Annotated in this window: 18 protein-coding genes and 3 tRNA genes; 10 read left to right on the top strand and 11 right to left on the bottom strand. The window is 55.4% G+C overall.

The genetic code is table 11. From position 1 onward, the window contains the following. Nucleotides 1-53 precede the first annotated feature (53 nt). Nucleotides 54-1,385, bottom strand: a complete 1,332-nt coding sequence (gene argA / locus NWV12_RS17720; protein ID WP_039263334.1) for an amino-acid N-acetyltransferase — start codon at nt 1,383-1,385, stop codon at nt 54-56. A 227-nt stretch (nt 1,386-1,612) separates the two neighbouring features. Between argA and amiC the strand changes: the two genes are divergently transcribed. Continuing rightward, nucleotides 1,613-2,866, top strand: coding sequence for an N-acetylmuramoyl-L-alanine amidase AmiC (gene amiC, locus NWV12_RS17715; protein WP_029740496.1), 1,254 nt, complete (start codon nt 1,613-1,615; stop codon nt 2,864-2,866). Nucleotides 2,867-2,954: 88 nt separating this feature from the next. On the opposite strand, the gene NWV12_RS17710 is transcribed toward amiC, so the two are convergent. The 3 genes from NWV12_RS17710 to NWV12_RS17700 form a co-directional block, all read right to left on the bottom strand. After that, nucleotides 2,955-3,031, bottom strand: a tRNA-Met gene (locus tag NWV12_RS17710). 44 nt (nt 3,032-3,075) lie between these two features. Continuing rightward, nucleotides 3,076-3,152, bottom strand: a tRNA-Met gene (locus NWV12_RS17705). 44 nt (nt 3,153-3,196) lie between these two features. Continuing rightward, nucleotides 3,197-3,273 (bottom strand) — tRNA-Met (locus NWV12_RS17700). A 208-nt stretch (nt 3,274-3,481) separates the two neighbouring features. Between NWV12_RS17700 and mltA the strand changes: the two genes are divergently transcribed. Both mltA and tcdA read left to right on the top strand, forming a co-directional pair. Continuing rightward, nucleotides 3,482-4,579, top strand: a complete 1,098-nt coding sequence (gene mltA / locus NWV12_RS17695) for a murein transglycosylase A (protein ID WP_048979242.1) — start codon at nt 3,482-3,484, stop codon at nt 4,577-4,579. Between the two features lie 75 nt (nt 4,580-4,654). Beyond that, on the top strand, nt 4,655-5,461 hold the full coding sequence (gene tcdA / locus NWV12_RS17690) for a tRNA cyclic N6-threonylcarbamoyladenosine(37) synthase TcdA (RefSeq protein WP_048979243.1): 807 nt from the start codon (nt 4,655-4,657) through the stop codon (nt 5,459-5,461). Here tcdA and csdE read toward each other — a convergent pair. Next, the gene (csdE, locus tag NWV12_RS17685) at nt 5,452-5,898 is read right to left on the bottom strand and encodes a cysteine desulfurase sulfur acceptor subunit CsdE (RefSeq protein ID WP_047060010.1); all 447 of its coding nucleotides are present in this window, start codon (nt 5,896-5,898) and stop codon (nt 5,452-5,454) included. The genes tcdA and csdE overlap by 10 nt on opposite strands. After that, on the bottom strand, nt 5,898-7,103 hold the full coding sequence (csdA, locus tag NWV12_RS17680) for a cysteine desulfurase CsdA (protein ID WP_047743884.1): 1,206 nt from the start codon (nt 7,101-7,103) through the stop codon (nt 5,898-5,900). The genes csdE and csdA overlap by 1 nt, the downstream gene beginning before the upstream one ends. Before the next feature lie 192 nt (nt 7,104-7,295). Between csdA and NWV12_RS17675 the strand changes: the two genes are divergently transcribed. The 4 genes from NWV12_RS17675 to rlmM all read left to right on the top strand — a co-directional run bounded on the left by NWV12_RS17675 (nt 7,296) and on the right by rlmM (nt 10,318). Next, nucleotides 7,296-7,523, top strand: a complete 228-nt coding sequence (locus NWV12_RS17675) for a YgdI/YgdR family lipoprotein (RefSeq protein WP_008499648.1) — start codon at nt 7,296-7,298, stop codon at nt 7,521-7,523. Between the two features lie 349 nt (nt 7,524-7,872). Next, entirely contained in the window at nt 7,873-8,790 is a 918-nt protein-coding gene (gcvA, locus tag NWV12_RS17670; RefSeq protein WP_023309032.1) for a glycine cleavage system transcriptional regulator GcvA, read from the top strand. Nucleotides 8,791-8,829: 39 nt separating this feature from the next. Then, nucleotides 8,830-9,225, top strand: a complete 396-nt coding sequence (locus NWV12_RS17665) for a DUF423 domain-containing protein (RefSeq protein WP_023309031.1) — start codon at nt 8,830-8,832, stop codon at nt 9,223-9,225. Next, nucleotides 9,218-10,318, top strand: coding sequence for a 23S rRNA (cytidine(2498)-2'-O)-methyltransferase RlmM (gene rlmM, locus NWV12_RS17660; protein ID WP_048979244.1), 1,101 nt, complete (start codon nt 9,218-9,220; stop codon nt 10,316-10,318). Before NWV12_RS17665 ends, rlmM begins: the two co-directional genes overlap by 8 nt. Before the next feature lie 110 nt (nt 10,319-10,428). Here the strand turns inward: rlmM and xni are convergent, their stop codons facing one another. The 5 genes from xni to queF form a co-directional block, all read right to left on the bottom strand. Further along, nucleotides 10,429-11,184, bottom strand: coding sequence for a flap endonuclease Xni (gene xni / locus NWV12_RS17655; protein ID WP_048979245.1), 756 nt, complete (start codon nt 11,182-11,184; stop codon nt 10,429-10,431). Between the two features lie 112 nt (nt 11,185-11,296). After that, entirely contained in the window at nt 11,297-12,664 is a 1,368-nt protein-coding gene (locus NWV12_RS17650) for an L-serine ammonia-lyase (protein WP_033146431.1), read from the bottom strand. A 65-nt stretch (nt 12,665-12,729) separates the two neighbouring features. Continuing rightward, a complete protein-coding gene (locus tag NWV12_RS17645) occupies nt 12,730-14,025 on the bottom strand; it encodes an HAAAP family serine/threonine permease (protein WP_029741560.1) in 1,296 nt (431 codons plus the stop codon). A gap of 515 nt (nt 14,026-14,540) precedes the next feature. Beyond that, nucleotides 14,541-15,905 carry a nucleotide 5'-monophosphate nucleosidase PpnN gene (gene ppnN, locus NWV12_RS17640; RefSeq protein ID WP_047060004.1) on the bottom strand — a complete coding sequence of 455 codons (1,365 nt, stop codon included), beginning with the start codon at nt 15,903-15,905 and terminating at the stop codon, nt 14,541-14,543. A gap of 116 nt (nt 15,906-16,021) precedes the next feature. Further along, the gene (gene queF, locus NWV12_RS17635) at nt 16,022-16,864 is read right to left on the bottom strand and encodes an NADPH-dependent 7-cyano-7-deazaguanine reductase QueF (protein WP_021241894.1); all 843 of its coding nucleotides are present in this window, start codon (nt 16,862-16,864) and stop codon (nt 16,022-16,024) included. 69 nt (nt 16,865-16,933) lie between these two features. On the opposite strand from queF, the gene syd reads away from it, so the two are divergent. From syd to truC, 3 genes are all read left to right on the top strand, one after another. Further along, nucleotides 16,934-17,479: a SecY-interacting protein gene (gene syd, locus NWV12_RS17630; protein ID WP_045888075.1), complete on the top strand. Its 546-nt coding sequence runs from the start codon at nt 16,934-16,936 to the stop codon at nt 17,477-17,479. A gap of 630 nt (nt 17,480-18,109) precedes the next feature. Next, a complete protein-coding gene (locus NWV12_RS17625; RefSeq protein WP_047060002.1) occupies nt 18,110-18,439 on the top strand; it encodes a YqcC family protein in 330 nt (109 codons plus the stop codon). Next, complete coding sequence (gene truC, locus NWV12_RS17620; protein ID WP_023309023.1) at nt 18,436-19,212, top strand: tRNA pseudouridine(65) synthase TruC; 777 nt, start codon at nt 18,436-18,438, stop codon at nt 19,210-19,212. The genes NWV12_RS17625 and truC overlap by 4 nt, the downstream gene beginning before the upstream one ends. The last annotated feature ends 11 nt before the right edge of the window (nt 19,213-19,223 follow it).

The raw sequence follows: 19,223 nt of genomic DNA, 5'->3' as shown, positions 1-19,223 counted from the left end.
CCGGGCAAGACCTATAAGCCGGGTACGCGCAGCGCGTCCCGGCAAGCGTTGTATTATCCCAGGTCAGCCATCAGCACCTTTGAACGACGCTGATAGTTGTACATCTCTTTCTTCGTTTCCGGCAGAGAATCGATATCCACCGGCGTGAATCCGCGCTCCTGGAACCAGTGAATGCTGCGCGTCGTCAGGACGAACAGCTTGCTCAGCCCCATCTGGCGCGCCTGTGCCGCCACGCGTTCAAGCAGCATTTCGCCGCGTGAAGAGCTACGGTAATCAGGATGCACCGCCACGCAGGCCATTTCACCGATCTTCTCTTCCGGGAACGGATAGAGCGCGGCGCAGGCAATGGTCAGGTTATCGCGCTGAATAATGGTGAATTTGTCGATCTCCATCTCCAGCTGTTCGCGTGAGCGACGTACCAGAATGCCCTGCTGTTCCAGCGGGCGGATCAGCTCCAGAATGCCGCCGATGTCATTGATGGTGGCGCGGCGGATCTGCTCCGCACTCTCCATCACAATCTGCGTACCAATACCGTCGCGGGAGAACAGCTCCTGCAGCAGGGCCCCGTCTTCCTGATAGCTGATCAGGTGGCTGCGGCGCACGCCGCTGCGGCAGGCCTTCACGGCGCCACGCAGGAAGCGGACGGTGCCGGAGTGGTAATCACCTTCGGCTTCCAGCGCCTCCACGCGAGCCTGGGCTTCATTCGGGAAGAGTTCTGGTACGATTGTTCCTTCACCGTCCACGACGCCCTGGGAGGAGCAGAACCCAATCATTTTTTCCGCCTTCAGCTTGATTGCCAGCTGCGTGGCGATCTCTTCTGACGTCAGGTTAAAGCTTTCGCCGGTCACGGAAACGGCGACCGGGCCCATCAGCACGATGGCACCGCTGTCCAGCTGGCGGTGAATAGCTTCTTCATCAATACGACGAATACGGCCGCTGTGGCAGTAATCCACGCCATCGTCCACGCCGAGCGGCTGGGCAATGATAAAGTTGCCGCTCACGACGTTGATATGCGCGCCCTGCAGCGGCGTATTGTTCAGGCTCATGGAGAGACGCGCGGTAATATCCAGCTGCAGCAGACCCGCCGCCTGTTTCACCAGCTCCAGGGTTTTGGCATCGGTGACGCGGGTATGTTTATGGTAAATCGGCTCGTGGTGGTGAGCGGCCAGGTTGGCGTCGATCTGCGGACGCGCGCCATAAACCACCACCAGGCGGATCCCGAGGCTGTGCAGCAGGCCAATGTCATTGACGATGCTGGAAAAATTTTCATGCTCAATGGCTTCGCCGCCAAGCATGATGACAAACGTTTTTCCCCGATGGGCGTTGATATAGGGAACAGAATGGCGGAATCCCTGGACCAGTTCGGTTCTACGTTCCTTCACCATGGCACAACCCTTAATGAATGTTTATTCGTAATTTCTGTATTTTTATTCGATTGTGGCCGCGTGTGCAAGCGCAAATTTTCCGCGACCCACAGAAATTGGTAAGTAATCCGTGCGTTAGCGTATGATTGTTTACCCTTTTATAGATGACAGTTTATGCGTCATTCGTTAAAGTTTTCGGTCAATTTGGACATTTTGTATATCAGTCAGTGTTCTTGCTCGGGAGAAGCATGTCGGGATCCAATTCAGCAATAAGCCGCCGCCGTTTGTTAAAAGGGGCCGGGGCAATGTGGTTGCTTAGCGTCAGTCAGGTCGGTCTTGCCGCCACGAGTCAGGTGGTGGCGGTGCGCGTCTGGCCGTCGTCGACCTATACGCGCGTGACGGTCGAATCCAATCGCGTGCTGAAATATAAGCAATTTGCCCTCAGCAACCCGGAACGCGTGGTGGTGGATCTCGAAGGCGTTAACCTCAACTCGGTGCTGAAAGGGATGGCGGCGCAGATCCGCGGCGACGATCCGTTTATTAAATCGGCGCGCGTCGGGCAGTTTGATCCGCAAACCGTGCGCATGGTGTTTGAGCTTAAACAGAACGTTAAGCCGCAGCTGTTCGCCCTGGCGCCCGTCGCGACGTTTAAAGAGCGCCTGGTGATGGATCTCTACCCGGCCAACGCAACGGATATCCAGGATCCGCTACTTGCGTTGCTGGAGGATTACAACAAGGGCGATTTGCAGCGTCAGGTACCGCCTGCGCAAAGCGGCCCGCAGCCCGGAAAAGCAGGGCGCGATCGTCCGATTGTGATCATGCTCGATCCCGGCCACGGCGGAGAAGACTCCGGCGCGGTGGGGAAATACCGCACGCGTGAAAAAGACGTGGTGCTGCAAATTGCCCGCCGCCTGAAGGCGTTGATTGATAAAGAAGGCAATATGCGCGCCTATATGACGCGCAATGAAGATATCTTTATTCCGCTGAAGGTCCGGGTGGCGAAAGCGCAGAAGCAGCGCGCCGATTTGTTCGTGTCGATCCATGCGGATGCCTTTACCAGCCGCCAGCCAAGCGGCTCGTCGGTGTTCGCGCTCTCAACCAAAGGCGCGACCAGTACCGCAGCAAGATTCCTGGCTGACAGCCAGAACGCCTCTGACCTGATTGGTGGCGTGAGCAAAAGCGGCGACCGCTACGTCGACCACACCATGTTCGATATGGTGCAGTCGCTGACCATTAACGACAGTCTGAAGTTTGGTAAAGCGGTGCTGGGCAAGCTGGGGAACATCAATAAGCTGCATAAAAACAGCGTTGAACAGGCCGGGTTTGCGGTACTCAAGGCACCGGATATCCCGTCCATCCTGGTCGAAACCGCGTTTATCAGTAACGTCGAAGAGGAGCGTAAGCTCAAGACGGCAAAATTCCAGCAGGAGGTTGCGGAGTCGATTCTGGCGGGGATACGGGCGTATTTCTCTGACGGGGCGACGCTGGCGCGACGCGGATAATGCTTTCAGCCGGGTAAACGCCCGGCAAATTCACAAACGACAGATACAAAAAAACACCCTTGAGGGTGTTTATTGTTTTCAGAAGTGTTGGTTGCGGGGGCCGGATTTGAACCGACGACCTTCGGGTTATGAGCCCGACGAGCTACCAGGCTGCTCCACCCCGCGTCCGTCTTTCTACTCGTGTAGAAACTTACTTCTTCAAATTTGATTGGTTGCGGGGGCCGGATTTGAACCGACGACCTTCGGGTTATGAGCCCGACGAGCTACCAGGCTGCTCCACCCCGCGTCCGTCTTTCTACAGTCGTAGAAGATACTTCATCAAATTTTAATTGGTTGCGGGGGCCGGATTTGAACCGACGACCTTCGGGTTATGAGCCCGACGAGCTACCAGGCTGCTCCACCCCGCGTCCGTGGATGCGCACTATACTCGGATAGGTTTGTGATGCAACCCCTTTTTCACATAAATCATGATTTTGTATGCAAATTGAACGACATGGCTCTGTTCGGACTATTTTTTGCGCAAAATTTGCCAAAGGGCATGCGATCGCATTTCATTAGCCCTGGCGGTTTGTTATCTTCATCACGCGGAAATGGGCAACTTAAAGACGAGATATAATGAAAGGACGTTGGGCGAAGTATCTGATGGCGGGCGCAATGGTAGCGATTCTTGCGGCCTGTTCTTCCAAACCGACCGATCGCGGTCAACAGTATAAAGACGGGAAGTTATCCCAGCCTTTCTCTTTAGTTAATCAGCCTGATGCTGTCGGCGCACCGATTAATGCCGGTGATTTCTCCGAGCAGGTCTACCAGATCCGCAACGCGTCGCCGCGTCTGTATAGCTCACAGAACAATGTTTATAGCGCGGTCCAGGACTGGCTTAAAGCAGGCGGCGATACGCGCAACATGCGCCAGTTTGGTATCGACGCCTGGCAGATGGAAGGGGCCGATAACTACGGCAACGTCCAGTTTACCGGTTACTACACCCCGGTTATCCAGGCACGACACTCGCGTCAGGGCGAGTTCCAGTACCCTATCTACCGTATGCCGCCAAAACGCGGTCGTCTGCCGTCTCGCGCTGAGATCTACGCCGGTGCGCTGAGCGAAAACTACGTTCTGGCCTACAGCAACTCCCTGATGGATAACTTCATCATGGACGTTCAGGGCAGCGGCTACATTGATTTTGGCGACGGGTCGCCACTTAACTTCTTCAGCTATTCCGGTAAAAACGGCCACGCCTATCGCAGTATCGGTAAAGTGCTGATCGACCGCGGTGAAGTGAAGAAAGAAGATATGTCGATGCAGGCGATCCGCGAGTGGGGCGAGAAACACAGCGAAGCCGAGGTGCGCGAGCTGCTGGAGCAGAACCCGTCGTTCGTCTTCTTCAAACCGCAAAACTTCGCGCCGGTGAAAGGGGCCAGCGCGGTTCCGCTGATTGGCCGCGCGTCGGTAGCATCGGATCGTTCGATTATTCCTGCAGGCACCACGCTGCTGGCTGAGGTTCCTCTGCTGGACAATAACGGCAAGTTCAACGGTCAGTATGAGCTGCGTCTGATGGTGGCGCTGGACGTTGGCGGGGCGATTAAAGGCCAGCACTTTGACATCTATCAGGGCATTGGCCCTGACGCAGGCCATCGCGCGGGCTGGTATAACCACTACGGACGCGTGTGGGTACTGAAGGCGGCGCCGGGTGCTGGAAACGTATTCAGCGGCTGATTGTGGTATTCTGAGCGCAATACGGATTACTGTTCAGGGTGAGGAAAACCTCACCCTTTTTACATTTGAGGTTTTATGTCTGTGGTAATCAGCGACGCCTGGCGCCAGCGTTTTGGCGGGACGGCACGTTTATATGGTGAAAAAGCCCTGCAGCTGTTTGCGGATGCGCACGTCTGCGTCGTGGGCATTGGTGGTGTGGGGTCGTGGGCGGCAGAAGCGCTGGCGAGAACCGGTATTGGCGCAATCACGCTGATTGACATGGATGACGTTTGCGTCACCAACACCAACCGTCAAATCCACGCCCTGCGCGATAACGTCGGCCTGGCGAAGTCTGAGGTCATGGCGGAACGTATTCGCCTGATAAACCCGGAATGTCGGGTCACGGTGATCGACGACTTTGTGACGGCAGATAACGTCGCGGAGTACATGAGCAAAGGCTATAGCTATGTGATTGACGCCATCGACAGCGTGCGGCCAAAAGCGGCGCTGATCGCATACTGCCGTCGCTACAAGGTGCCGCTGGTCACGACGGGCGGTGCGGGTGGGCAAATCGATCCGACGCAGATCCAGGTGGCCGATCTGGCGAAAACGATCCAGGATCCGCTGGCGGCCAAGCTGCGCGAGCGCCTGAAGAGCGATTTTAACGTGGTGAAGAACAGCAAAGGCAAGCTCGGCGTCGACTGCGTGTTCTCGACCGAAGCGCTGGTCTACCCGCAGGCGGATGGCTCAGTCTGCGCGATGAAAAGCACGGCGGAAGGGCCAAAACGAATGGATTGCGCCTCAGGTTTTGGTGCGGCCACCATGGTGACCGCCTCCTTCGGCTTTGTGGCGGTGTCTCACGCCCTCAAGAAAATGCTGGCGAAGGCGGAACGTCAGGCCTGAGCCTGACGTGCGGCATCCAGTACCGCGTCGCTGAGCGCGATTAACCCCTGACCGCGCGAGGCGCTGAGCTGCGCGCGCAGCCCCAGCTCATCAAATAACGCCAGCGGCGAATGAGCCAGCAATTCCGCCGCGCTTTTCCCTTCCACAGCGGTCAGCAATACGGCCAGCAGGCCCCGAACGATGCGGCCTTCGCTGTCGCCGAAGAAGTGCAGCTTCTCGCCGGAGACGCTAACCCCCAGCCAGACGCGGTTTTCACAGCCTGCGATCTCTTTCGCCTGCGCTTTAAGATCGTCTGAAAGGGCCGGGAGCTGTTTACCCAGCAGGATTAGCTGTCGATATTTATCTTCCCACTGCTGGAGCGGGGCGAAGGTCTGTCTTAAGGTCTCTTCTGTGATGACCGTGCCAAACGGATGTCCGGCTAAAGCAGCGCTAGTCATTAATCCACCAGTATTTCAAGGGCGCGGTCAACGGCGGCAACCAGCGCGTCGACATCGCTTTGGGTATTGTACGGCGCAAACGAGGCGCGCAGCGTACCGTTAACGCCAAGCGCCGCCAGCAGCGGCTGGGCGCAGTGCTGTCCGGCACGCAGGGCAATGCCGTATCCGGCGAGCAGCGTCACCATGTCGCTATGGTGAACGCCCGCAAAATCAAAGGCCAGCAGGCTTGAGTCCTGAACGCGGAACGAGCGGAAGCCCGGGCGCTTTTTGAGCTCTTCCTCTGCCAGCGTCGCCAGCCCCCGGCTCCAGCTTTCAGCCTGAACGATGTCGGTTTCAGCCAGCCACTCCAGCGCCGCGCTTAAGCCAATCACCCCCGCCACGTTCGGCGTACCGGCCTCCAGGCGATAGGGAACATCCTGAGTTTTGAAGCCATCGAACGACACTTCGGTGATCATTTTGCCGCCACCGAGCCACGGCGTCATTTTTGCCAGCAGTTCAGGCTTGCCGTACAACGCCCCAATACCGGTTGGCCCGTAGAGCTTATGTCCCGAGAAGGCATAGAAATCGATATCAAGCGCCTGCACATCAGCGGGGAAGTGCACCACGCCCTGAGCGCCGTCGACCATCACCACCATCCCGCTGGCATGGGCAATCCGAATGGCCTGAGCCAGGTCCGGGCAACCACCCGTGACGTTCGACATCTGTCCGAGCGCCAGAATGCGGCTGCGAGGGGTAATCAGTTCGGGGAGACGGGCTACGTCGGGCAGAAGGTCTGCACCCAGTGGGAGTTTCACCACGCGCGCACCCGTTTGCTCCGCCACCATCAGCCATGGCACCAGGTTGGCGTGATGTTCCGCCTCGCTGACGACGATCTCATCGCCCGGCTGAAGCAGCGGGCGCGCGTAGCACTGGGCCACCATATTGATGGCTTCGGTCGTGCCGCGCGTCCAGACGATGTTTTTCCCGCTTTCGGCATTGATCAGGCGAGCGACCTGATCGCGTGCGGCTTCGTAGCGCGCGGTTAATCGCTGCGCTTCGGCAAACTGGCTGCGATGCACGTTCCCGGCGCTCAGGCTGTAGAACTGCTGCGTGGCCTCAATCACCGCCTGTGGCTTAAGGGCGGTGGCGGCGCTATCCAGGTAAATACCGGCATCGGCCAGGGCCGGAAACTGTGCGCGGAACTGCGCAGGACTGAAAGCGTTCATGGGATTCCTCATTTCAATATAGCGATCGTCGCGCAATTTCAGCGGCAGGGCAAGGAGGTTGATATCTATCAGAATTGTCTGCTTATCCTTACGACCTCAAAAAAGCAGGTTATGCTAAATAGTGTTAGGCGGATGTTTTAGCCTGTTATAAATCGAGGTTTGAATAGCATTAATTGCTAAAGGAGAATAATCATGAATAAGACAGCTGCAATCATTTCTGCCTGTGCGTTTACTTTTGCCCTGAGCGCCTGTTCCGGTAACAACTACGTGATGCACACCAACGATGGTCGTTCTATCGTTTCGGAAGGGAAACCGACTACCGATAATGATACCGGGATGATTTCGTACAAAGATGCTAACGGGAACAAGCAGCAGATCAACCGCACGGACGTGAAAGAGATGAAAGAGATCGAGCATTAACAGATCGCAGGCGAAAAAAAAGCACCGCAAATTGGCGGTGCTACATTAATCACTATGGACAGACAGGGTAAATGTACAGGAAGTGAAAAATTGGTAGCGTTGCTACCGTGGTCTGAATCGCAGACCAATTGCAAACACAACAACACAACATCACAACCGTAAGCCAAAAGCCCTTCAGAACACGCATTCCGAAAAAAGCTCTTCGTTCCGGCTCAGGAAGTGCCGCCACTATAGGTATTTGCTGGTAGTTCCTCAACGGACAAATTATAATGGCTCAGATAAAAAAAACTAATAGGTTAAACGTTGTTTCCTGTTTGTTAAATTCCGTTAACATCTAAGCCAGATAACCATGTCAAAGCGATTGCCACCTCTTAATGCATTACGAGTTTTTGATGCAGCAGCACGTCATCTGAGCTTTACCCGCGCAGCAGATGAGCTTTTTGTGACACAGGCCGCAGTAAGTCACCAAATCAAGTCTCTGGAGGATTTTCTGGGCCTTAAGCTGTTTCGTCGACGCAACCGTTCGTTGCTGTTGACTGAAGAGGGGCAGAGCTATTTTCAGGATATTAAAGAGATTTTTTCCCAGCTTACGGAAGCCACGCGTAAGCTGCAGGCTCGCAGTGCAAAAGGTGCTCTGACCGTCAGTTTATTGCCCAGTTTTGCCATTCATTGGCTGGTGCCAAGACTCTCAAGCTTTAACTCAGCTTATCCGGGGATCGACGTTCGAATCCAGGCGGTAGATCGTCAGGAGGACAAGTTGGCCGATGACGTGGATGTCGCCATTTTTTATGGTCGCGGTAACTGGCCGGGCTTGCGCGTAGAAAAATTATACGCAGAATATCTCCTGCCGGTCTGTTCTCCTCTGCTGTTAACAGGTGAGAAGGCGCTGAAGTCACCCGCCGATCTGGCTCAGCATACGCTTTTGCATGATGCTTCTCGCCGCGACTGGCAAACTTATACCCGTCAATTAGGTCTTACACATATTAACGTGCAGCAGGGACCCATTTTTAGCCACAGTGCGATGGTGTTACAGGCTGCCATTCACGGGCAGGGTGTGGCGTTGGCGAACAACGTCATGGCGCAGTCCGAAATTGAGGCAGGCCGCCTGGTTTGCCCTTTTAATGATGTACTGGTCAGCAAGAATGCGTTTTATCTGGTTTGTCATGACAGTCAGGCAGAACTGGGTAAAATAGCCGCCTTCCGGCAGTGGATACTGGCGAAAGCGGCAACCGAGCAAGAAAAATTCCGCTTCAGGTATGAGCAATAACGTTTGTGTGCCGGGCACGCATCAACTCAGGACTTAAACATGACCAGCCGATTCATGCTGATTTTTGCCGCGGTGAGTGGCTTTATTTTTGTTGCACTGGGCGCCTTTGGCGCACATGTATTAAGCAAGTCTTTAGGCGCAGTAGAGATGGGCTGGATCCAGACCGGCCTTGAATATCAGGCGTTCCACACGCTGGCTATTTTTGGGCTGGCGGTGGCGATGCAGCGTCGTATCAGTATCTGGTTTTACTGGAGCAGCGTGTTTATGGCGCTGGGTACCGTGTTGTTCAGCGGTAGCCTGTACTGCCTTGCGCTCTCACATTTGCGCCTGTGGGCGTTCGTTACACCTGTCGGCGGCTTCAGCTTCCTGGCGGGTTGGGTATTAATGTTTATCGGAGCTATCCGTCTGAAACGCAAGGGCGTTGTTCATGAATAAGGTTGTTTTATATTGTCGCCCGGGGTTTGAGAAAGAGTGCGCCGCGGAAATTACCGATAAAGCGGCGAAGCGCGAAGTCTTCGGCTTTGCCCGCGTAAAAGAAAACGCGGGCTATGTGTTATTCGAGTGCTATCAGCCTGAAGACGCGGACAAGCTGGCGCGCGAGCTGCCGTTCAGCTCGCTGATCTTTGCTCGCCAGATGTTTGTCGCGGGTGAGCTGCTGAAGGATCTTCCGCCGGAAGACCGCATCACGCCAATTATCGGCATGCTGCAGGGCGTGGTGGAGAAGGGCGGCGATCTGCGCGTTGAAGTGGCGGATACCAACGAAAGTAAAGAGCTGATGAAGTTCTGCCGTAAGTTCACCGTGCCGCTGCGTGCGGCGCTGCGTGATGCAGGCGTGCTGACGAACTACGAAACGCCGAAGCGTCCGGTGGTGCATATCTTCTTTATCGCACCAGGCTGCTGCTATACAGGCTATTCGTACACCACCAACAACTCTCCCTTCTTTATGGGCATTCCGCGTTTGCGCTTCCCGTCCGATGCGCCAAGCCGTTCCACGCTCAAGCTGGAAGAGGCGTTCCACGTCTTTATCCCGGCGGATGAGTGGGATGAACGTCTGGCAAACGGCATGTACGCCGTCGACCTTGGCGCGTGCCCGGGCGGCTGGACCTATCAGCTGGTGAAACGCAATATGTGGGTATCGTCCGTTGATAACGGTCCAATGGCGCAAAGCCTGATGGACACCGGGCAGGTTACCTGGCTGCGGGAAGACGGTTTCCGCTATCGCCCGAACCGTAACAACATCTCGTGGATGGTGTGCGATATGGTTGAGAAGCCGGCAAAAGTCGCCGCGCTGATGGCCTCCTGGCTGGTGAACGGCTGGTGTCGTGAGACCATTTTCAACCTCAAGCTGCCGATGAAAAAGCGCTATGAGGAAGTATCGCAGAACCTGGCCTACATTCAGGAGCAGATGGACGAGCACGGTATTAACGTGGAGATCCAGGCGCGTCAGCTGTATCACGACCGTGAAGAGGTGACGGTGCATATTCGTCGCTGGTGGGCAGCGGTTGGCGGGCGTCGCGACGAGCGATAGTGCGCTGATTGCCCCTCACCCCGGCCCTCTCCCCAAAGGGGCGAGGGGGGAAAAGACCGCACCGGGCAGTTCCCTCTCCCCCATGGGGAGAGGGTTAGGGTGAGGGGATATCAACGTTCTAACCGCAACTGCTGTAAATTCCCGTCCAGCTGTAAATCCGTCTGTAGCGTTGCGATTTCCCGGCAAATAAACGCCATCTCTTTATGCGCCTCCAGCTTCTTGCGCCACTTTTCTGGCACCTCATCCAGACGGGCGTAAATCCCTTCCAGACTCTGAAAATCCTTCAGCAGCTGCGCGGCGCTCTTCGGCCCAATACCGGCGACACCCGGAACCTTAGAGCTGCTGATGCCTGCCAGCCCCCAGTAATCCGGCAGTTGCTCAGGCGAGACGCCGAACTCGCTGGCAATAAACGGCGCGTCCAGCCAGCGTTTTTGAAAATAGTCGCGAATGCGGATAGTCGGCGAGAGCAGCTGGCAGTAGCCTTTGTCAGTTGAAACGATAGTGGCCTGATGCCCGGCGCTTGCCACCTTTACGGCCAGAGTGGCCGCGAGATCGTCGGCTTCATTTCCCTGTGCACCCCAGCAGGGAACGCCACGCTGTTCAAATGCAGCGCGCAGCATGGGCAATTCAGCGTGAAGATCGTCCGGCATCGGGGCGCGTCCGGCTTTGTAGTCGGGCAGACGCTGGTGACGCCAGCCCGTGTTGCGGGCTTCGTCATCAAATACTGCGACCGCGTGGGTGGGCTCACTGTGGCGGATAAGCTGCTCCAGCGCGTGCAGGCAGGTGTCTTTACAAGGCGTCCCCTGTACCGCATGGATACGGCGGATCAGGTTAAGAGCATCGACGATAAGTAAATGAACGGCCACAGATAATCTCCCTTCTATCTCATGCGTGAAGGGTAACACTGTCAGCAGCGTGAAACTATGAATGGTTGGGAAAACAGGAAGAAGCCTCGCAAAACGAGGCTTCCTGAGAGGCTTAATCGCAGGTCACAATCTTCATCGCCAGGCCGCCACGAGAGGTTTCGCGGTATTTGGCGTTCATATCTTTACCGGTTTCGTACATGGTTTCGATAACCTTATCGAGACAGACGCGCGGCTCGCTGGTGCGGCGCAGCGCCATACGTGCCGCGTTCACCGCCTTCACGGAGGCAATCGCGTTACGTTCGATGCACGGTACCTGTACCTGTCCGGCAACCGGGTCACAGGTCAGTCCCAGGTTATGTTCCATGCCGATTTCCGCAGCAATGCACACCTGTGTAGGGCTTGCACCCAGCAGTTCGGCCAGACCCGCCGCCGCCATGGAGCACGCCACGCCGACTTCACCCTGACAGCCCACTTCTGCACCGGAAATAGACGCGTTCATCTTATACAGCGAACCAATCGCACTGGCGACCAGCAGGTAGCGCGCCAGTGAGTTCGCGTTCACTTCACGGATAAACTTGTCGTAGTACGCCAGCACCGCCGGAACGATACCGCAGGCACCGTTAGTCGGCGCGGTGACCACGCGGCCCCCTGCGGCGTTCTCTTCGTTTACCGCCAGGGCGAACATGTTGATCCAGTCTACAACGGCCATCGGGTCCGTCGTCGTTTTGTCGGTGCTCACCAGCATACGGCGCAGCGCAGCAGCGCGACGCGGCACGCGAAGCTTGCCCGGCAGAACGCCCTCGGTGGTGATCCCGCGCTCAATACCGCCGCGCATCACTTCCCAGACGTTAGTGAAGTGCTGTTCGAGCTCTTCTTTACTGTGAAGCGCCAGCTCGTTTTTCATCATCAGGCCGGAGAGGGAAAGGCCCGTCTCCTGGCAGTGACGCTGAAGATCCGCCGCCGTTTTGTACGGATACGGCACTTCTACAGAAGAGGTATTGGTTTGACCAAAGTGGTCTTCGTCGACGATAAAGCCGCCGCCGATAGAGTAATACGTCTGGCTGTATACCGCTTTGTCGCCGGCCAGCGCGGTAATGCGCATGCCGTTTTCGTGCAGCGACAGGTTGTCCGCATGGAAATTCATGCAGTGGTCAACCGGGAATTCAACCTCATGCTCACCGTTCGCCAGCAGCAGGCGGCCGTGGGTGTTCACATCCTGGATGAAGCCAGGGATCGCATCAATATCAACGGTGTCCGGCAGGTTTCCCGCCAGGCCCATGATAATGGCGATATCGGTATGGTGGCCTTTCCCGGTCAGGGAAAGCGAGCCGTATACATCGACAACCACGCGGGTAATGTCATGCAAGATGCCGCGTGCAATCAAGTCATCCGTGAACTGCTTACCGGCTTTCATTGGTCCGACGGTGTGAGAGCTGGAAGGACCAATACCGATTTTGAAGATATCGAATACGCTAATCATGATGCGTCCATTGCTTTCAGTCAGAGAGGGAGGAGTGCGCCGTCCGAAGACGGCGCGGGTGATAATCAGAACATGGTGTACAGGGAGTAGAAGATCGCAGAGATTGCGATAAGACCCATGATAACCACAAACACGTTGCTCACATGACCGCTGTACTTGCGCATAGCAGGGACTTTCTGAATCGCGTACATCGGCATCAGGAACAGAATCATCGCGATGACCGGGCCGCCCAGGGTTTCAATCATGCCCAGGATGCTTGGGTTCAGGGTCGCTACTGCCCAGGTGGTGAGCAGCATGAACAGTGCAGTGATTTTGTTCAGCTTGTTGATTTCAATGCTCTTGCCTTTACCGCGCAGAGATTTAATCACCATACCGTTGAAGCCTTCACGCGCGCCGAGGTAGTGGCCCAGGAAGGATTTGGTGATGGCGATAATCGCGATGATTGGTGCCATCCACGCAATGACCGGTGCGTTAAAGTGGTTCGCCAGGTAAGACAGAATAGAGATGTTCTGCTCTTTCGCTGCCGCCAGATCCACCGGGGAAAGGCTCAGTACGCAGCTGAAGACGAAGAACATTACGGTCAGTACCATCATGATGTGAGCGCGCGCCAGGATGCTGGAGCACTTCTTCTCTGCGCCATTACCGTACTCTTCACGTTTCGCCACAGCGAAAGAAGAGATGATTGGAGAGTGGTTGAAGGAGAACACCATCACCGGAATTGCCAGCCAGAGGGTCATCAGCAGGCCGTTACCGGTTGCCGATGCGCTGCTCAGGGACAGGGTTTCCAGCGCTGCACCGTTCCACTGTGGGATCAGGTAGCAAGCCAGTACCATCAGAGCAATAACGAACGGGAAGACCAGTACGCTCATTGCTTTCACAATCATCTGCTCACCGAAGCGAACGATGGTCATCATGCCCACGATCAGGATCAGCGACAGAATCGCACGCGGAGGCGGCGTCATGTGCAGCTGGTGCATCATGAAGCTTTCAACGGTGTTGGTGATCGCCACGCTGTAGACCAGCAGAATAGGGTAAATCGCGAAGAAGTAGAGCAGGGTAATCAGTTTACCTGCGCCAACGCCGAAATGCTCTTCAACAACTTCAGTGATGTCCTCGCCCGGGTTTTTACCGGACAGCACGAAGCGGGTCAGACCGCGGTGTGCGAAGAAGGTCATCGGGAAAGCAATGATAGCCATGATGATCAGCGGGATCAGACCGCCGACGCCTGCGTTGATAGGAAGGAACAGTACACCAGCGCCGATTGCTGTGCCGTAAAGGCCAAGCATCCACATGGTATCCGTTTTGCGCCAACCACTTCGGGATTCAATCGAAGCAACGGTGCTGGTTTGAGTGGTTTCCATCTGTATCTCCTGGAGGAAGCAAATTGTCAGGTTTTTAGTCAAATCCGATGAAAAAGTGCCTGACGGTAATATGAAATTCGTTCAGTGACGGTTTTTTAATAATTTTCGCCCGTAACTATTGGCGGGCGGAAAGATACATTCTAGTTATGAATCTATCAGTGATCCTGATCCCAAATGCAATAATCCACTTATGATGTGGGCATCTTTAGACCATTTATCTGTTAAAAAAACGTCAAAGAGAATTTACGGGCGCGAAGGCTACCACCAACGACATGTGAGCTGAAAGACTGGCCCGTGATATAGGTGTCTTTAGCTGTAAAGAAATGGGTTTTTAGTATTTTCTGGCAGGTAATTTGGATTAAGGCTGATAATTTACGGTTGAAAAAACAAGGTAATCGTTTGCGTTTGCGCATAGTTTGTAAAAGACATAAGTGATGCGTATGAATTACCTCGGTAATAAAAAAAGCCGGGACGCGCAACAGGGCGACCCGGCTTTGATGAGATGCTGTTGAGCGTTATGTGCAGATTTCGTAGCAAGGAATATAGGCTGAGCCCGGCAGCTTCATGCGGTGCTGAGCGACAAAGCCCTGCAGCATGTCGTCCATGCGGCGCATCATCTCCGGGTCGCCGTGGATCTTGTACGGACCGTACTGTTCAATGGCGCGGATGCCCATCTCTTTCACGTTGCCCGCCACAATCCCGGAGAAGGCACGACGCAGATCGGCAGCCAGGACTTCCACCGGCTGGTCCGGGTAGAGTTTCAGGTTCGCCATATTTTCGTGCGTTGGCTCGAACGGGATCTGCAGGTCCGGCGCAATACGGATTGACCAGTTAAAGCTGTACGCATCGCCGGTATCGCGACGGTTTTCTTTTACCAGCGGCATCGCTTTTTTCATCTGGCGCGCCACTTCTGCGGCATCGTCAATGATGATGCGATAGTGACGACGCGCGGATTCGCCCAGCGTGTGCACGATAAACTCGTCCAGCACGCGGAAGTAGTCGGCGCTCTCTTTTGGACCGGTCAGGATCAGCGGCAGAACCTGATCTTTGTTGGCCGGGTTCATCAGAATACCCAGCAGATAGAGCAGCTCTTCCGCTGTCCCCACGCCGCCCGGGAAGATGATAATGCCGTGGGCGATACGGACAAACGCCTCAAGACGTTTCTCGATATCCGGCATGATAATCAGCTCGTTAACCAGCGGGTTAGGCGGCTCAGCGGCAATGATCGACGGCTCGGTCATGCCGATAAACCGTCCCTCTTTGTAACGCTGTTGCGCGTGTCCCACTGCGGCACCTTTCATTGGCGCTTCCATCGCACCCGGACCGCAGCCGGTACAGATATTCAGCTCGCGCAGGCCAAGCTGTGTGCCCACCCGACGCGCATAAAGGTATTCGGTTTCGTTAATGGAGTGGCCGCCCCAGCAGACGACCATGTTCGGCGCTTCGCCAACGTGCAGGGCACGGGCGTTACGCAAAATGGAGAACACCAGGTTGGTGATATGGACCGAGCTTTCCAGGTCGAGATGCTGGAAACGGCCTGCGTTGTGGATCTGCCCGTTAACAAACAGGATGTCACGCAGCACGGCAAACAGGTTAGCCTGAAGTGAACGAATGATACGGCCGTCGACAAAGGCCTCTTCCGGCGGGTTGATGACTTCAAGCTTCACGCCACGCTCGCGGCGCAGCACGTTGATATCAAAGCTTTCGAAGCGGGACAGCAGTTCTTTACTGTTATCTGTCAGGCTTCCGGAGTTCAGTACGGCAAGTGAACAGTTACGAAACAGTTGATAAAGATCGCTGCTGGCCGTGCGCTTAAGCATGTCCACTTCCAGCTGCGACAACATATCCATTGAGCCAAGCGGGCTAATATGTGTAATCAAGTGAGCTCCTTACGGGACGATTATCGTCTTTCCCTGTTGATTACAATAGCCCTGGCGCGTGACGTTTCACAACCTAAAGCGCGGAAGATACCGCGCATATTGTGAAAATATTTATATTACTGACGCACCAGCCGCCCCGTTGCTGGCACAAAATCGGTGTTGGTGCGCCACGGGTTGATGTCCAGACCGCCACGGCGGGTGTAGCGCGCGTAAACGCTCAGTTTTTCTGGCTGGCAGAAACGCTGAATATCGCTAAAGATACGCTCCACGCACTGCTCGTGGAATTCGTTGTGATGGCGGAACGACACCAGGTAGCGCAGCAACTTTTCCCGGTCAATTTTCGGGCCGCGGTACTGGATCTGCACCGAACCCCAGTCCGGCTGGTGGGTGATCAGGCAGTTGGATTTCAGCAGGTGGCTGACCAGCGTCTCTTCGACCACCTTTCCGCTCGCCGCGTTTTCGAGGTAATCGGCGCTGAATTCATAATTCTCCACCTCGATATCCTGATCGTCGATGCAGGTCCCGTTAAAATGGGCGACCGGCTGCCCTTCCAGCTCGTGCAGGCGATACAGTGAAACGCTCACCTTTCCCTGCGCGCAGGCGCTTAAATCACGTTCCAGGGTGTGCTGAACGTCGTCCCAGCTGTTGAATTTTGTCTGGTTAAAACTGTTGAGATAGAGCTTAAAGCTTTTGGATTCCACGAGATTAACGCTGGCGTAATCCAGCTCAACGTGGCCCACCGCCACCTGCGGCAGACCGCGCGCGTTAAGCCACGAGAGTTCGTACAGCGTCCAGATGTCACCGCCGACAAACGGCAATGCGTCTGCATGCAGGCCCAGAGGATCGCGGTTCAGGCTGCGCGGCACGCCCTGCAGCAGGCTTGCATCGTAGGTATCGCGGTAATCGGTCGATTTCCCCAGCGTTAAGCCGGTTAACGCCTGATGATTTTCGTAAGACATGTTTCATAGCCACTTTACAGGTACACTTATGGCCTGAGTTTATCCTGTCTGACAAGAAGAGAGAAATCGGTGGACATCGAAACTGCAAATGCCCTCACTAGCTTCACGACCCGCTATTGCGACGCATGGCATGAAAAGGACCAGACATGGCCGCAAAGTGCTGATTTGTATGGCGTACCTTCGCCGTGCATTATCTCTTCAGTCGACGATTACGTTATCTGGCAGCCAAAACCTTTCGACGGCGAGCAAAATGTAAATGCGGTTGAGCGGGCAATGGACATTGTGGTACAACCAGCAGTTCATGCGTTTTATACCACGCAGTTCGCAGGGGATATGCCTGCGCGCTTTGCTGATATCACGCTGACGCTGTTGCAGACCTGGAGCGAAGACGATCTGCAGCGTGTTCAGGAAAACCTGATTGGTCACCTGGTCACGCAAAAACGCCTGAAGCTTTCTCCGACGCTCTTTATTGCCACGCTGGACAGCGAACTGGACGTTATCTCCGTCTGTAACCTGTCAGGTGAAGTGGTTAAAGAGACTATCGGCACCCGCAATCGCGAGACTCTCGCCCCCTCTCTTGCGGATTTCCTTACCCGACTTGAGCCACTTCTGTAATCCTTGATGCTATAGCGCGTGTGAGAGATCTCTTACAACGTTTGTGAGAGATCGCTGAAGATTCAGTATTACCTCATTTAATTCAGATTAATATCACTCTATTTTTCAACGAATTACTTGTTCATCGTATTGTTTTTAGGGATTTCTTACGGCTTACAACCCAGAAAGGGTGGGTTGTAAGACGAAGCGGAATAGCGGATTCTATTTCTGTCGACAGGACGCCGACACGAGAAACGAACATCAGGATGATGGCGTTTCTTACACAGGACTCGTCAGGATGGCGCTTCAGGAAGGCTTCAGGATGAAGCGAAGTGGATAACGCAGGATGCGTAAGGGACACCTCCAGGAAGGAGAACGAGAGCCGGTCAGGATGGTCGGTGGGTCAGGAAGGCCAGGACGTTTCAGGATGAGACAAACACGTCAGGAAGATGTGTGCAGGATGCATCGGCTTACGGATGACCAGGCCTTCGGGCGTCAGGAAAAGTTGTCACGGATGAGCAGGGAGCACGAATTGTAGCTGGAATGCTGCGAAACGAACCGGGAGCACTGTTTTTACAGTGCTCCCTTTTTTTATTTCTGCCTTCCGCAATGCTATGCTGCGCGCCGTTCACTTTTTCAGTTGAGGTTACTATGACGCAACACGATAGCGTTCGTGCTCAGTTGCACGCCATCGAAGCCCTTTTGCGCCAACATCAGCTGTGGCAGGAGACCGCGCCGCAGCCAGAAGCGTTCGCGAGCACTCAGCCCTTCTGCCTGGATACGCTGGCCCCGTTTGAATGGCTGCAGTGGGTGTTAATTCCGCGCATGCACGCCCTGCTTGAGGGCGATCACCCGCTTCCGCAGGCGTTTGCTGTCTCTCCCTACTATGAAATGGCGCTCGAGGCGACACACCCGGCGCGCGACGTGATGCTGGTCGAACTGGAAAAACTGGATGCCCTGTTTGCCGGTGAAGATGCATGACGCTTGAGATCCTCTATCAGGACGAGTGGCTGGTGGCGGTGAATAAACCGTCAGGCTGGCTGGTACACCGCAGCTGGCTCGATCGCGATGAGAAAGTGGTGGTGATGCAGACCGTTCGCGACCAGATTGGTCAGCATGTTTTTACCGCCCATCGTCTCGACAGGCCGACCTCCGGCGTGCTGCTGATGGGGCTTTCCAGCGAGGCGGGGCGTCTGCTGTCACAGCAGTTTGAACAGCATCAGATGCAAAAGCGCTACCACGCGATCGTGCGCGGCTGGCTGACGGAAGCCGCCACGCTGGACTATCCGCTGGTGGAGGAGCTGGACAAAATCGCCGATAAATTTGCCCGCGATGACAAAGGTCCGCAGCCCGCAGTAACGGATTATCGCGGCATGGCGACGACCGAAATGCCGGTTGCAACCAGCAAATTCCCGACCACACGCTACAGCCTGGTTGAGCTTTTGCCTAAAACCGGGCGTAAGCACCAGCTGCGACGCCATCTTGCGCACCTGCGCCACCCGATTATTGGCGACAGCAAACACGGTGATTTGCGCCAGAACCGCAGTGCGGCCGAACACTTTGGCTGCCATCGTCTGATGCTGCACGCCAGCGAGCTGAGCCTGACGCACCCGTTTACCGGCGAGCCGCTGACCATCCGTGCGGGGCTGGACGACGTCTGGATGCAGGCGCTGTCACAGTTTGGCTGGCTGGGACAACTCCCCGAAAATGAAAGGGTTGAGTTTGTATCGGGCAACGTTCAGGATGAACGGTAAACGCATTCATT

Origin of the sequence: Enterobacter sp. Crenshaw (assembly GCF_024734705.1) — a bacterium.
Lineage (GTDB): Bacteria > Pseudomonadota > Gammaproteobacteria > Enterobacterales > Enterobacteriaceae > Enterobacter > Enterobacter asburiae_B.
The sequence above is the reverse complement of the archived record's forward strand: the minus strand, read 5'-3'. Positions and strand labels throughout refer to the sequence as shown.

Excerpts from the sequence above, each read along its gene's own strand:
- argA (WP_039263334.1), bottom strand. The coding sequence starts at position 1,385 with ATGGTGAAGGAACGTAGAACCGAACTGGTCCAGGGATTCCGCCATTCT.
- amiC (WP_029740496.1), top strand. The coding sequence starts at position 1,613 with ATGTCGGGATCCAATTCAGCAATAAGCCGCCGCCGTTTGTTAAAAGGG.
- mltA (WP_048979242.1), top strand. The coding sequence starts at position 3,482 with ATGAAAGGACGTTGGGCGAAGTATCTGATGGCGGGCGCAATGGTAGCG.
- tcdA (WP_048979243.1), top strand. The coding sequence starts at position 4,655 with ATGTCTGTGGTAATCAGCGACGCCTGGCGCCAGCGTTTTGGCGGGACG.
- csdE (WP_047060010.1), bottom strand. The coding sequence starts at position 5,898 with ATGACTAGCGCTGCTTTAGCCGGACATCCGTTTGGCACGGTCATCACA.
- csdA (WP_047743884.1), bottom strand. The coding sequence starts at position 7,103 with ATGAACGCTTTCAGTCCTGCGCAGTTCCGCGCACAGTTTCCGGCCCTG.
- NWV12_RS17675 (WP_008499648.1), top strand. The coding sequence starts at position 7,296 with ATGAATAAGACAGCTGCAATCATTTCTGCCTGTGCGTTTACTTTTGCC.
- gcvA (WP_023309032.1), top strand. The coding sequence starts at position 7,873 with ATGTCAAAGCGATTGCCACCTCTTAATGCATTACGAGTTTTTGATGCA.
- NWV12_RS17665 (WP_023309031.1), top strand. The coding sequence starts at position 8,830 with ATGACCAGCCGATTCATGCTGATTTTTGCCGCGGTGAGTGGCTTTATT.
- rlmM (WP_048979244.1), top strand. The coding sequence starts at position 9,218 with ATGAATAAGGTTGTTTTATATTGTCGCCCGGGGTTTGAGAAAGAGTGC.
- NWV12_RS17650 (WP_033146431.1), bottom strand. The coding sequence starts at position 12,664 with ATGATTAGCGTATTCGATATCTTCAAAATCGGTATTGGTCCTTCCAGC.
- NWV12_RS17645 (WP_029741560.1), bottom strand. The coding sequence starts at position 14,025 with ATGGAAACCACTCAAACCAGCACCGTTGCTTCGATTGAATCCCGAAGT.
- queF (WP_021241894.1), bottom strand. The coding sequence starts at position 16,864 with ATGTCTTACGAAAATCATCAGGCGTTAACCGGCTTAACGCTGGGGAAA.
- NWV12_RS17625 (WP_047060002.1), top strand. The coding sequence starts at position 18,110 with ATGACGCAACACGATAGCGTTCGTGCTCAGTTGCACGCCATCGAAGCC.
- truC (WP_023309023.1), top strand. The coding sequence starts at position 18,436 with ATGACGCTTGAGATCCTCTATCAGGACGAGTGGCTGGTGGCGGTGAAT.